General features: G+C 65.0%; 15 protein-coding genes. 3 read left to right on the top strand and 12 right to left on the bottom strand.

Features of this window, described 5'->3' with window-relative positions:
• Positions 1 to 35: 35 nt before the first annotated feature.
• From prmB to uvrC, 5 genes are all read right to left on the bottom strand, one after another.
• Positions 36 to 1,016 (bottom strand): 50S ribosomal protein L3 N(5)-glutamine methyltransferase, encoded by a 981-nt coding sequence (gene prmB, locus WN72_RS41740; protein ID WP_092215299.1) that lies wholly within the window; start codon positions 1,014 to 1,016, stop codon positions 36 to 38.
• The gene (locus tag WN72_RS41735) at positions 1,016 to 1,483 is read right to left on the bottom strand and encodes a molybdenum cofactor biosynthesis protein MoaE (RefSeq protein WP_027563049.1); all 468 of its coding nucleotides are present in this window, start codon (positions 1,481 to 1,483) and stop codon (positions 1,016 to 1,018) included. Before WN72_RS41735 ends, prmB begins: the two co-directional genes overlap by 1 nt.
• A gap of 4 nt (positions 1,484 to 1,487) precedes the next feature.
• Complete coding sequence (moaD, locus tag WN72_RS41730) at positions 1,488 to 1,739, bottom strand: molybdopterin converting factor subunit 1 (protein WP_092215297.1); 252 nt, start codon at positions 1,737 to 1,739, stop codon at positions 1,488 to 1,490.
• Positions 1,736 to 2,353 carry a CDP-diacylglycerol--glycerol-3-phosphate 3-phosphatidyltransferase gene (gene pgsA / locus WN72_RS41725; RefSeq protein WP_027563047.1) on the bottom strand — a complete coding sequence of 206 codons (618 nt, stop codon included), beginning with the start codon at positions 2,351 to 2,353 and terminating at the stop codon, positions 1,736 to 1,738. The genes moaD and pgsA overlap by 4 nt, the downstream gene beginning before the upstream one ends.
• A gap of 93 nt (positions 2,354 to 2,446) precedes the next feature.
• Positions 2,447 to 4,501: an excinuclease ABC subunit UvrC gene (gene uvrC / locus WN72_RS41720; protein ID WP_092215294.1), complete on the bottom strand. Its 2,055-nt coding sequence runs from the start codon at positions 4,499 to 4,501 to the stop codon at positions 2,447 to 2,449.
• A gap of 247 nt (positions 4,502 to 4,748) precedes the next feature.
• Between uvrC and WN72_RS41715 the strand changes: the two genes are divergently transcribed.
• The gene (locus tag WN72_RS41715) at positions 4,749 to 5,372 is read left to right on the top strand and encodes an outer membrane protein (protein WP_027563045.1); all 624 of its coding nucleotides are present in this window, start codon (positions 4,749 to 4,751) and stop codon (positions 5,370 to 5,372) included.
• A gap of 71 nt (positions 5,373 to 5,443) precedes the next feature.
• On the opposite strand, the gene WN72_RS41710 is transcribed toward WN72_RS41715, so the two are convergent.
• From WN72_RS41710 to WN72_RS41695, 4 genes are all read right to left on the bottom strand, one after another.
• Complete coding sequence (locus WN72_RS41710; RefSeq protein WP_008544396.1) at positions 5,444 to 5,659, bottom strand: cold-shock protein; 216 nt, start codon at positions 5,657 to 5,659, stop codon at positions 5,444 to 5,446.
• 250 nt (positions 5,660 to 5,909) lie between these two features.
• Positions 5,910 to 6,770 (bottom strand): 23S rRNA (adenine(2030)-N(6))-methyltransferase RlmJ, encoded by an 861-nt coding sequence (locus WN72_RS41705; RefSeq protein WP_092215292.1) that lies wholly within the window; start codon positions 6,768 to 6,770, stop codon positions 5,910 to 5,912.
• A gap of 158 nt (positions 6,771 to 6,928) precedes the next feature.
• Positions 6,929 to 7,621: a ribonuclease T2 family protein gene (locus WN72_RS41700; RefSeq protein ID WP_027563043.1), complete on the bottom strand. Its 693-nt coding sequence runs from the start codon at positions 7,619 to 7,621 to the stop codon at positions 6,929 to 6,931.
• A gap of 118 nt (positions 7,622 to 7,739) precedes the next feature.
• The gene (locus tag WN72_RS41695) at positions 7,740 to 8,201 is read right to left on the bottom strand and encodes a hypothetical protein (RefSeq protein WP_027563042.1); all 462 of its coding nucleotides are present in this window, start codon (positions 8,199 to 8,201) and stop codon (positions 7,740 to 7,742) included.
• 182 nt (positions 8,202 to 8,383) lie between these two features.
• Between WN72_RS41695 and WN72_RS41690 the strand changes: the two genes are divergently transcribed.
• Both WN72_RS41690 and WN72_RS41685 read left to right on the top strand, forming a co-directional pair.
• Positions 8,384 to 8,677 carry a hypothetical protein gene (locus tag WN72_RS41690; RefSeq protein WP_027563041.1) on the top strand — a complete coding sequence of 98 codons (294 nt, stop codon included), beginning with the start codon at positions 8,384 to 8,386 and terminating at the stop codon, positions 8,675 to 8,677.
• Between the two features lie 44 nt (positions 8,678 to 8,721).
• The gene (locus WN72_RS41685) at positions 8,722 to 9,252 is read left to right on the top strand and encodes a DUF3617 domain-containing protein (protein WP_027563040.1); all 531 of its coding nucleotides are present in this window, start codon (positions 8,722 to 8,724) and stop codon (positions 9,250 to 9,252) included.
• 90 nt (positions 9,253 to 9,342) lie between these two features.
• Here WN72_RS41685 and WN72_RS41680 read toward each other — a convergent pair whose 3' ends face one another.
• From WN72_RS41680 to WN72_RS41670, 3 genes are read right to left on the bottom strand one after another with little or no spacing between them, the layout of a single operon-like run.
• Positions 9,343 to 10,731: an ATP-binding protein gene (locus tag WN72_RS41680; protein ID WP_027563039.1), complete on the bottom strand. Its 1,389-nt coding sequence runs from the start codon at positions 10,729 to 10,731 to the stop codon at positions 9,343 to 9,345.
• An 18-nt stretch (positions 10,732 to 10,749) separates the two neighbouring features.
• The gene (locus tag WN72_RS41675) at positions 10,750 to 11,481 is read right to left on the bottom strand and encodes a response regulator (RefSeq protein ID WP_027563038.1); all 732 of its coding nucleotides are present in this window, start codon (positions 11,479 to 11,481) and stop codon (positions 10,750 to 10,752) included.
• Entirely contained in the window at positions 11,478 to 12,020 is a 543-nt protein-coding gene (locus WN72_RS41670; RefSeq protein ID WP_027563037.1) for a MarR family winged helix-turn-helix transcriptional regulator, read from the bottom strand. Before WN72_RS41670 ends, WN72_RS41675 begins: the two co-directional genes overlap by 4 nt.
• Positions 12,021 to 12,162: the final 142 nt, after the last annotated feature.

Below are 12,162 nucleotides of genomic sequence, written 5' to 3'. Positions count from 1 at the left end.
GACTTGTTCCGTTGGACCGTGATCGCCGCGACGGATCAGCCGAGGTCGGCGGCCGAAATCCAGAATACCTCGCCTTCGGAGTCTTCCGTGTCCAGCCACAACAGCGGCAGTTCCGGGAAGGCTTCGTCAACCAGCTCGCGGCCGCGGCCGATCTCGCAGATCAAGCCGCCATTCGCCGTGAGGTGATCGGGCGCGTCTTGCAGGATCCGGCGGACCACGTCGAGACCGTCGGCGCCGCCATCGAAGGCCAGCTTCGGCTCAGCCCGGCATTCGGGCGGCAGCGCCGCCATGCCTTCGGCATCGACGTAGGGCGGATTGGTGATGATGAGGTCATATCTGGCATCGCCGAGCGGGGCGAACAGATCGCCGCGGTGGAGCGTGATGCGGTCATCGAGCCCGTGCTCGCTGACATTGCGCGCGGCGACCTCGAGCGCGCCCTTGGAGACGTCGACGGCATCGACCGTGGCGTTCGGGAAATGATGCGCGGCGAGAATCGCAAGGCAGCCCGAGCCGGTGCAGAGATCGAGCACGCGCTCGACCCCCGTGGGGTCGTCGATCAGCGAGCCGGGCTCGCCGTCGCCGCCGAAATGCGAATCCAGCAGCTCGCCGATGAAGGAGCGCGGAACGATGACGCGCTCGTCGACATAGAACGGCAGGCCACGCATGTAGATCTTGTTGACGAGATAGGCCGTCGGCTTCCGCGTGGTGATGCGCTGATGGATGAGATCGAGCAGGGTCTTGCCTTCCGCCGCCGTGACGCAGGCATGGCCAAAGATCTCGAACTGGTCGGGATGCAGATGCAGGACTTCGCAGACCAGGAACACGGCCTCGGCGACCGGATCGGTCGTGCCGTGCGCGAAGGCGAGCTTGGCCTCGGTGAAACGGCTCACCGCATAGCGGACGAAATCGATCAGCGTGAGCAGCTCGCCGCGACCGACCTTCGCGAGCTTGGGTGCCGCTTTCGCAAGTTTCGATGCGGCGCGGCCGCGCGTTGTTCTTTTCGATGCTCTTGCCATCAGGATTTCGTCCAGCGTGCGGCGGCCTCGTCGTCACGGGCGTGGGCCTCGACCCAGCCGGTCCCGGTGGCGCTCTCTTCCTTCTTCCAGAACGGGGCGCTGGTCTTCAGGTAATCCATCAGGAACTCGGCCGCCTCGAACGCCGCCCGGCGGTGTTGCGAGGCAGTGAGCACCAGCACGATGTTCTGGCCGGGCATGAACCGCCCGACGCGGTGGATGACCGTGACGCCGTTGAGCGGCCAGCGCGAGATGGCCTCGTCGACGTGGCGCTGGATCTCTTCCTCCGCCATGCCGGGATAATGCTCGAGTGTGAGCGCCGAGATCTTCGAACTGTCCTCATCGGCGCGGCAGATGCCGGAGAAGCTCACGACTGCGCCGATGTCGGTGCGGCTCTTGGTCAGGACCGCGATCTCGCGCGCGATGTCGAAATCGTCTTCCTGGATGCGGATGGTGACGGGGCAGGTCATGAGCCTAGCCGCCGGTCATCGGCGGGAAGAACGCGATCTCGCGGGCGCCTGCGATTGGGGCATCCGACTTGACGTGGGCGTGGTCGATCGCGGCGCGGATCACCTTTGGCTTCTCGAAGGCGTAGGCGTAAGCCTCGCTTTGGCCGGACAGCCAGGCGATCAGCTCCTCGACGGTGTGCACGGTCGCGGGCGGCTCGATAGTCTCCTCGGCCTTGCCGATGCGCTCGCGCACCCAGGCGAAGTATTTCACCTTCATCCCTCATCCTCCTTGATGAGGTGGTGGATGCCGGCGCGGAAATAGTCGTAGCCGGTATACATGGTCAGCAGCGCCGAGGCCCAGAGCAGGACGAGGCCGATCAGCGAGACCACGGGGACGACCTCATCGCCGGCGGGACCTGCGAGCAGGAAGCCGATGGCGACGAGCTGAACCGTGGTCTTCCATTTGGCGAGCTTGGTCACGGGCACGCTGACGCGGAGCGCGGCGAGATATTCGCGCAGGCCCGAGACCAGGATCTCGCGGCACAGGATCACGATGGCGGCCCACAGCGACCAGCCATGGATGATGCCGTCGGCGGCCAGCATCAGCAGGCAGGAGGCGACCAGCAGCTTGTCGGCGATCGGGTCGAGCATCCGGCCGAACGCCGATTGCTGATTCCAGATCCGCGCGTAATAGCCGTCGAGATAGTCCGTCACCGCGGCGCCGATGAAGATGGCGACCGCGACCCAGCGCAGCCACAGCGGATAGTCCATGATCGACTGCGCATAGATGCATCCGACCACGACCGGGATCGCGGCGATCCGGCCATAGGTCAGGATGTTCGGGAGGGACATCGCGCGGCTGGTCGTCCCTCGTGTCGTGGCGATGTTCATCCGTCCTACCAATACCGCTGATGCCCTGAGGTCAACTGCTCCTCCCACATGGGGTACGGGATGCGACGACCATATGACCCTGTCCCCTTTAGTTCATCCCGGCTGGGGATGGAAATACTCGAAAATCCGGCGGGCGCTCTCGGCGCTGACCCCCGGAACCTTGCCGAGATCGGCGATCGAGGCCCGTTCGATCTCCTTCAGGGTTCCGAAATGGTGCAGCAAGGCGCGTTTGCGCGACGGGCCGATGCCCGGAATCTCCTGCAAACCGGCCTCGCGGATGTCCTTCTTGCGCAGCTTGCGGTGTGAGCCGATGACGAAGCGGTGGGCCTCGTCCCGCAGCCGCTGGATGAAATAGAGCACGGGATCGCGCGGCTCCAGCTTGATCGCCTCGCGCTCCGGCATGAACAGGGTCTCGCGGCCGGCATCCCGGTCCGGCCCCTTGGCGACCGACATCAGCGACACCTGGGTCAGGCCGAGATTGGCAAAGATCTCCCGGACGGCGTTGAGCTGGCCGCGGCCGCCGTCGATGATGACGAGATCGGGCCATTGCGGGAAGTCGTCGTCTTTCGCCTTGCCGGCGGCGTCCTCGGGCGGATTGATCAGGCGCTTGAAGCGGCGCTCCAGCACCTCGCGCATCATGGCGTAGTCGTCGCCCGGCGTGAGCCCTTCCGACTTGATGTTGAACTTGCGGTACTGGTTCTTCACGAAGCCGTCGGGACCCGCGACGATCATGGCACCGACCGCGTTGGTGCCCTGGATGTGGCTGTTGTCGTAGACCTCGATGCGCTTGGGCGCATGCGGCAGGCTCAGCGCGGTCGCCATCGCGTCGAGCAGGCGGCTTTGCGTCGCGGTGTCCGCGAGCTTGCGGCCGAGCGCCTCGCGCGCATTGGTCAGCGCGTGGGCGACCAGCTCCTTCTTCTCGCCGCGCTTGGGCGCGGTGACCTCGATCTTGTGGCCGGCCTTGATCGACAGCGCGTTGGCGAGCAGCTCGCTCTCCTCGATTTCGTGCGAGAGCAGGATGTTCTTCGGCGGCGGCTTGTCGTCGTAGAACTGGGCGAGGAAGGAGCCCAGCACTTCCTCGGGCGTGAAGGTCTTCTCCGCGCGCGGGAAATAGGCGCGGTTGCCCCAGTTCTGGCCGGTGCGGAAGAAGAACACCTCGACGCAGGAGAAGCCGCCCTCCTGGTGGATGGCGAACACGTCGGCTTCCTCCACGGTGCGCGGATTGATGCCCTGCTGCGACTGGATCGCCGACAGCGCAGCGAGGCGGTCGCGGTAGAGCGCGGCGCGCTCGAATTCGAGCTCGCCGGAGGCCTTCTCCATCTCGCCGGCAAGCTCCTGCTTCACCGCATGGCTCTTGCCGGAGAGGAAGTCGGTCGCTTCGCGCACCAGCGTCGTATAGCCGCCGAAGTCGATCTCGCGGGTGCAGGGACCGGCGCAGCGGCGGATCTGGTACAGCAGGCAGGGCCTTGTGCGGCTCTCGAAGAAGGAGTCCGTGCAGGAGCGGATCAGGAACGCGCGCTGAAGCGCGGTGATGGTGCGGTTGACGGCGCCGGCGGAGGCGAACGGGCCGAAATAGCGCCCGGGCCGGGTCTGCGCGCCGCGATGCTTGAGGATCTGCGGCGCCCAATGGTCGCCGGTGATCAGGATATAGGGAAACGATTTGTCGTCGCGCAGCTGCACGTTGAAGCGCGGCCGCAGCTGCTTGATGAGATTGGCTTCCAGCAGCAGCGCCTCGGTCTCGGTGTTGGTCGAGACGATCTCCACGGTCACCGTGGCCGCGATCATGCGCAGGATGCGCGCCGGCTGCGGCGCGCTCTGGCGCGCATAGTTCGACAGGCGCTTTTTGACGTTCTTGGCCTTGCCGACATAGAGCACGTCGGCATTGGCATTGAGCATGCGGTAGACGCCGGGCGAGGTCGGGGCGAGCCGGACCGCGCGCTCGATCGCCTCATGGCCGGTCGCCAGCGGGCCTTCGCCGACCGCGCCGCTCTCTTCGAGGATGTCAGGCAGCAGCGCGTCGTCCTCGTCCTCGCCGCCGGTGGTGGCGGGATCGAGGTCCGGCGGCGTCAGGCTCTCCGGCGGGGCGTCGGCAAGGCGGGCCGGTTTGCGCGCGCGCTCGTCCGGACTGTCGGGGGAATCGTGAACCATGGAGCGAATTTAGGCGCTGGGGGTGCCGATTTGAAGTTCCGGCCATGCCGCACGCACAGGCTGGCGGCGCAGTTCCCGGTAACGCTTGCTTAAGCCTGTTAACAGCGCGGTAACCCGGCTTAACAGGCCTTTTACTTAAAACTCTCGATAAATCTTACGCGAAAAAGTCGTGGTTCCGTAACCATGCGGTGGTCTCGCGCGGCGGCGCGGGCATCGCGGGGGACGGCAGTTGTGTTGGAGAGTACCGATGAAGTGGTTCGTTGTGGGCGCAGCCGCGTTGGTTGCAGCCGGCTGGACAGCTTCGGCGGAGGCCGCCGATCTCAATTACGGGCAGGGTGCGCCTTACACCGTCAATCAGCCCCTCAACGCGTATAGCTGGGCCGGTCCCTATCTCGGCGGCAACATCGGCTATGAGTGGGGCTCGGTCGACAACAATCCGGCAAAGCCGTCCGGCTTCGTCGGCGGCGTGCAGGCCGGCTACAATTTCCAGAACGGCCCGTGGGTGTTCGGCGTCGAGGGCGACATCCAGGCAGCCGGCGCCGACGACACGTTCGCGCCGTGGAAGTTCTCCAATCCGTGGTTCGGCACGCTGCGCGGGCGCGGCGGCTATGCGTTCAGCAACGTGCTGTTCTACGGCACCGCCGGCCTCGCCTTCGGCGAGCTGCGCGCGCAGACCTTCGGCTGGACCGAGTCGCACACCAGCGCCGGCTGGACCATCGGCGCAGGCGCCGAAGTCGGCCTCGCGCCGAACTGGAGCGCGAAGCTCGAATATCTCTACATCAATCTGTCGACGAGCCAGTTCGCAATTACAGGCGTGTCCAACGGCTATAGCGCCAGCGTTGTGCGCGCAGGCGTGAACTATCACTTCTGATAGCTGAAGAAGAAAATACCGGACACCACCTCCCGGCCGCGCGCGGCCGGGATTTTTTTTAGTCAGGCGCGCTAGGAGAGGATGACCAAGTTAACCGCCTTCGGTCCCTTCCCCTTCTTGTCCGGTTCGACTTCGAAAGTAATACGCTGTCCTTCGGCAAGGTCCTTCAATCCCGCCCGCTCAACAGCGGTGATGTGAACGAAGACATCGCGACCGCCGTCGTCCGGCTTGATGAATCCGTAGCCGCGCTCGCCGTTGAAGAACTTAACCGTTCCCGTCATGGCCATCGGGAAACTCCCCCTCATTGCTCCTCCGTCGCGACGCAGACTCACGTCACGACATGACCGGGCCTTACGAAGCCCGGGAGCTGGCCATCCTTGAGCGGACCGTGCAGTCCGGTCGGATCTTTCTTAGGCCTTCACTCCGCCGCAACCATTCGCGGAAGCGGAACGTAAAGCCAGTCACGCAAACAGCATAATACGGTTCGTCGCAGATTGACTACCGCTCCTGCATCTTTTTCCCAAGAATGCCGGAGTGTTACGATCGAGGTACCTCTAATCGGAATCTGGCAGCGCCGCCCTGGCCGAGCGGCATTTCCAGCTCGGGCAGGATGGTCTTGAGCTCGCCTTGCAGCGTGTAGGGGGGATTGACAATCAGGAGTCCCGTGGATGTGAGCGCTGCGCCATCAAGCTGCGGCGCGACACTGAATTCGAGACGCAGACATTTTCCCGGAGGCTTTGCTGCGGCTGCGAGCCGCGCCACCGATTGCGCCAGCGTGTCGGTGGCGCGCCGATTCTTGGCTGGATACCAGATTACATAGATACCGGTCGGCCATTTCGCGAAGGCGGCTGCGAAGGCTTCGCCGAGCTTTTCGAACTCATCTTTGGCCTCGAACGGCGGATCGATCAGCACGAGGCCGCGGCGCTCCTTCGGCGGCACGAAGGCCGGCAGCGCAACCCAGCCGTCGAGATCGACCACGCGCGCCTGTTCGTCGCGGCGCAGCACGTCGATCAGCGCCTTGCGCGCTTTCGGCTCGAGCTCGCAGGCAACGAGCCGGTCCTGCGGCCGCAGCAGGCCGCGCGCGATCAGCGGCGAGCCCGGATAAGCCTTGAGCTCGCCCTTCGGATTGAAGGCGCGGACGATGTCGAGATAGGGTTTCGTCAGCGCCGCGGTCTCGTTCGACAGACGCGCCTGCATCAGCCGCGCGATGCCGGTCAGCCACTCGCCGCCGCGCCGTGCCTCATCGCTTTCGAGATCGTAGAGACCGGCGCCGGCATGGGTGTCGATGACGCGGAACGCCCCCGGCTTGTCCTGCAGGTAGGTGAGAATGCGCGCGAGCACGATGTGCTTGATGACATCGGCGAAGTTGCCGGCGTGGAAGGCGTGGCGGTAGTTCATGGCGCAGAGTTACGACATCGCGCGATGAAAGTAACTGCCGTCATTCCGGGGTGGTGCGTTAGCACCGAACTATGGTGCGCAATTGCGCACCTGAGAATCTCGAGATTCCGGGTCCGTGCTAACGCACCATCCCGGAATGACGACGAGAGCGTTGTGCCTCAACCGCCCCTGATCGGCGGCATCGTCACCTGGTCGCGGCGGCAGGCGCGGCGGTCGGTTTCCTCGCAGGCGCGGAATTGCAGATCCTTGCTGAGGCAGATGCGCACTTCGGATAGCCGCGTCCGGTTGCAGGTGACCGAGACGGCGGCATTGCTCAGGCCTGGATTGGCCCTGATGAAGGCCTCCTCGACCTCCGCCGGCGCCACGGTCTTGGCCTGCGACAAGTCGAGATACTCGGCCGGAATCTTGATCGCGGCGCGCGCCTTGCGGATCGTCTCGAAATAGCTGCGGCCTTCGAGGCCCGAGCAGGTGCCGTGCTTGTCCCACTCGTTGAAGATCAGGCCCGGCGCCGGCATCAGATCGAGCATCGAGGAGACGATGTTGCGGTTCAGCCGCGGCGCCGGCCGCTGGCAATATTCGGGGAAACCGCTCTCATATTGCGGCCACAGGCCGTGCACCACGAAGGCGTAGGGCCGTCCGCTGCACTGGATCTGGGAGCGGCCGCCGCGCTCCGCCGCCTCCTCGCAGAACGAGGGCGACCATGACAGCGATAGCACATAGAAATCGAATTCGCCGGGCGCGTTCTGCCGCTTGTCCTGGGCCTTGGCGCCGCCGGCCAGCATGACCAGCCCGGCAGCCAGGGTCAGCGAGATCATCAGGCGGGAGAACGAATGCAATCTGGAATGAAACATGGCGACGCCCCTCAACTAGACTGTGCAGTCAGCCTAGCAGGCGATAAGAACATTTCAAGAACAAAATTGATGCGAGCCACGTTCGGCCGCTTGATCGGGCCGAATCAGGCTTCTCGAATTACTGTCTGGCGGCGCGGCAGGCCGGATTGTAGGCCCAGTTGCGGTCGAGCCCGACCACGCACCATTCGACACCATTGCCGTAGCCGGCAAAGCCGCCGTCCTCGACGATCGAGAAATGCACCTTGCGCACCTTGCCGTCGTTGAGCATGGCATCGCCGGTGCAGTAGCGGCGCGGAATGTTGTCGGACTGCCAGGGCCGGAAGGCGACCTCGTGAACGGCGGCGAAGCCCGTGATCTTCAACGGAGAATTCCAGAACGAGCTTTCCTTCTCCCAGAACTGGCTGGCGATCGTCGGCAGCGCCCTGTCGCAATCGGCGACGGCGCCGTCATAGCGCGGCCCGCTCAGCCAGAAGTTCAGCTCGAGCGGATTGGCGGCCTTGGCCTCGCCGAGCGACAGCGCTCCGAACATGAGGCCGAACACGGCGGCGAAGCGGAGCGATTTCAGGGAGAGGGCGCGCATGGGCAATCCGGACAGCTGGTCTTGCGAAGGTGGGACGGTGACGCGAAGGCCGGGCGGGGTCAAGTGCAGCGCGGCAACACTTGGCAAGGAGTTGACCGTAAGGGCGCGCCCGGCAGGGCTTCGGTTCTTTTCACTTCCATCCCGGCGCCGTAAACTGCCGCCAACCAATTGGAGTAACGGGAATGCGAATCATTGCGGCCGCGGGCCTTCTCGCCCTGGGTATTTTGGCGAGCCAGTCGGCGCGTGCTGACCTCCTTCCGGTCCCGCCGTTCAAGGGGAACGACACCGGCGGCATCATCGCCTATTCGATGGCGACGCAGGTCGATGCCCGTCAGGTCGCGGTCGATCACTGCGCGCGCTACGGCAAGGTCGTGAAATTCCTCGCGGTCCAGGCCTATGAGGGCGGCTACATCTCGTTCTCCTGCCGCTGGGTGCCCTATGGCGCCGCCGAACGGCCGATCCGCACGCTGTACTGAGGCGTCGGCCTAGCGCCGCCTCTCTCAAGCCGGGAGCCTCCAACATGACGCGCAAACTCGCTTTGCTCGGCTCAAGCCTTTGCCTCGTCCTGTCGGCGGGCGCAGCCAGCGCCGACGACCTGCCGGTGCGCAAGGCCGGTCTCTGGGAAATGAAGATGGTCAGGAGCGGCTCGGCAATGCCTGAGATGACCATGCAGCACTGCACCGACGAGACTGTCGACAAGGAGATGAGCAACAACGTCTCCCCGATGGCCAAGCAGATCTGCTCCAAGCAGGACATCAAGAAGACCGCGACCGGCTATGTCAGCGATTCCGAGTGCAACGTCGCCGGCATCAGCACGACCTCGCATGCCGAGATCACGGGCGATTTCAACTCGGCCTACACTGTGAAGACCTCCTCGCACGCGCAAGGCGGCGCTGCCGGTGCCGCGGGCCGCGATACCTCCATGACGTTAGAGGCGAAGTGGCTGGGCGCCTGCAAGCCGGACCAGAAGCCCGGCGACATCGTGATGCCCGGCGGCTTCAAGATGAACGTGCGCGACGTCGATAAGCTGAAGGCGCTGCTGCCGAAATAGGGCTGTCGTCCTTCCCCTCTCCCCTTGTGGGAGAGGGTGGCTCGCCGCGAAGCGGCGAGACGGGCGAGGGGTCTGTCTCCGCGGCGCCAGCTACACCGGGATCCTCACGCTCGCTCTCAATCCCCCCATCGGGCTGTCGCCGAGCGTGATGTCGCCGCCATGGGAGCGGGCGATGTCGCGGGCGATCGCCAACCCCAAGCCGGTACCGCCTTCGTCCTGGTTGCGGGCGTTGTCGAGCCGCAGGAACGGCTTGAACACTTCTTCGCGTAAATGCACCGGGATACCCGGGCCGTCGTCGTCGACGGTGACGGTGAGATAGCGGTGATCGCGCTGGCCGTTGATGGCGATCGCCTTGCCGTAGCGCGCGGCGTTGGTGACGAGGTTGGCGAGGCAGCGCTTGAACGAGGCCGGCTTCACCGTCACCACGGGCAGGCCGTGGAACGCCACGGTCGCGGTGTGGCCGTGGCGCTCGGCGTCGCTGCGCAGCTCTTCGAGCGCCTGCGCCATGTCGGTCGGCTGCGACTGTTCGCCGGAATCGCCGCGGGCAAATGCGAGGTAATCCTCCAGCATCATTGACATCTCGTCGACGTCCTTCCGCATGCCCTCGAGCTCGGGATTCTCGCCGATCAGCGCCAGCTCGAGCTTGAAGCGGGTCAGGATTGTGCGCAGGTCATGGCTGACGCCGGCGAGCATCGCGGTCCGCTGCTCCATGGTGCGCTCGATGCGCGACTTCATCTCGATGAAGGCGACCGCCGCGCGCCGCACCTCGCGCGCGCCCCTGGGTCTGAAGTTCGGGGCTTCGCGGCCCTTGCCGAAACTTTCCGCCGCGTCGGCAAGGCGCAGGATCGGCTTGATCTGGTTGCGCAGGAACAGCACTGCGACGATCAGGAGGATCGAGGATGTGCCGACCATCCAGAACAGGAAGATCTCCGAGTTCGAGGCATAGGCCGCACTGCGCTGCGCAAACACGCGCATCACGGCGTCATCGAGCTGGATACGGATCTCGACCAGGTTGGAGCGGCCGACCGTGTCGATCCAGAACGAGCGGCCGATCTGGCGGCCGAGCTGCACCGACAGCGTCTGGTCGAGCAGCGAGAAGAACGGTTTCGGTCCCGGCGGCGGCATGTCGCCGGCGGGCAGGAAGTCGACCACGAGGCCGAGGCGCTGCTGCGCGATGCGGCGGATCTGGTCGCGGTCCTTGTCCTGCGGATAGCCCTTGTAGACATCGATCAGCGCGGCGATGTCCTGCACCACCGCGGCCGACAGGCGGCGCGTCACCGTGTTCCAGTGCCGCTCCATGAACACGAAGGCGACGACCGATTGCAGGATCACCATCGGCACGATCATGATCAGCAGCGCGCGGGCATAGAGGCCGGTCGGCATCCAGCCCTTGAACGCATTGCCCATCCAGCCATTGGCGGCCGAGACGCGGCCGGCGGCGCTCTTGAGCAGCGTCAGGCCGGTATCGATCGTGCTCATCGCTCGCGCTTCACTGATTTATGGCGAGGCCACCAGGCGGTAGCCGATGCCCCGCACCGCCTGGAGGAACAGCGGATTGGCGGGATCGGTCTCGATCTTGCGCCGGAGGCGGTTGATCTGCACGTCGACGGCGCGTTCGTTGACGCTGCCATTGCCGGTCAGCGCGCTGCGCGGCACGGTCTCGCCCGGTGTCTCCGACAGGATCCGCAGCATCTCGCGCTCGCGGTCGGTGAGGTGGATGACCTCCTCGCCCTGGCGCAATTCGCCGCGTTCGAGATGGTAGACATAGGGGCCGAACGCGATCTTCTCGACCGCTGCGGTTTGCGGCGGCGGGGCTGCGCGCTTGAGGATGTTGTTGATGCGCAGCGCCAGCTCGCGCGGCTCGAACGGTTTTGCCACGTAATCGTCGGCGCCGATCTGCAAGCCTTCGATGCGGGCTTCCGCCTCGTGCCGCGCGGTCAGCATCACGATCGGCACCGAGGACGAGGTCCGGATGAAGCGGGCGAGATCGAAGCCGGTTTCGCCGGGCATCATGACGTCGAGGATCAGCAGATCGAAATGCAGACTCATCAGCTTTGAACGCGCGTCGCTGGCGCTGGCGGCGGTCGAGACGCGGTAGCCTTCGGCCGCGAGGAAGCGCGACAGCAGATCGCGGATGCGGCGGTCGTCATCGACCAGCAAAAGATGCGGGGCGTCGTCGGCCGGTTGCACCGGCGGTCGGGCGAGCGTGGCAGCGAGCGGCACGGTCACTCCTTGCTGTCTTGATTGACGGAAGCGAAGATCGTCTCCAGCACCTTGTCCGGATCGTCGCGGTCGATCATCGCGCGCAGGAAACGCTTGACGGTCTCGGCGTCCTGCGGCGCCATCTCGGCGAGCGCTTTCGTGATCCGTGTGGTCTGGAGCCCGGCGAGCTTCTGCACCAGCGCCTCGCCCTTGGGCGTCGCGTAGAGCAGGCGCTGGCGGCGGTCATTGTCGCCTGTCTTCTGCACGATGTAGCCCTCGTCGAGCAGCTGCTTGAGCACGCGGCCGAGCGATTGCTTCGTGATCCTGAGGACGTCGAGCAGGTCGGCAACCTTCAGGCCGGGATAGCGATAAACGAAATGCATGACCCGGTGATGGGCCCGGCCGAAGCCGAACGCCTCCAGCTCCTGGTCGGGATCGCCGACGAAATCGCGATAGGCGAAGAACAGCAGCTCGATGATATCCCAGCGCAAATTGCCTCCGTCGCCTACGGCTGGCCGCGGCTCGGCGGCGTCTTGAGAGGGAGTTGCGAAATTTATGTCAGGCATATTGACTTATCTTGGGTTCAATGTTACAAAACGATCGACCCGCACGAAACTTTAGATCGTTTCGTGTCGGGTGGCATCGAAGCAGAACGGCCGGAGTGAGCCGGACAGGCGGCGACGGCCGGAGCAGATCTACCGTGCGATT

Source organism: Bradyrhizobium arachidis (genome assembly GCF_015291705.1).
Taxonomy (GTDB): Bacteria; Pseudomonadota; Alphaproteobacteria; order Rhizobiales; family Xanthobacteraceae; genus Bradyrhizobium; species Bradyrhizobium arachidis.
Note: the sequence above shows the minus strand (reverse complement) of the source record. Positions and strands in the feature narration are given on the sequence as shown.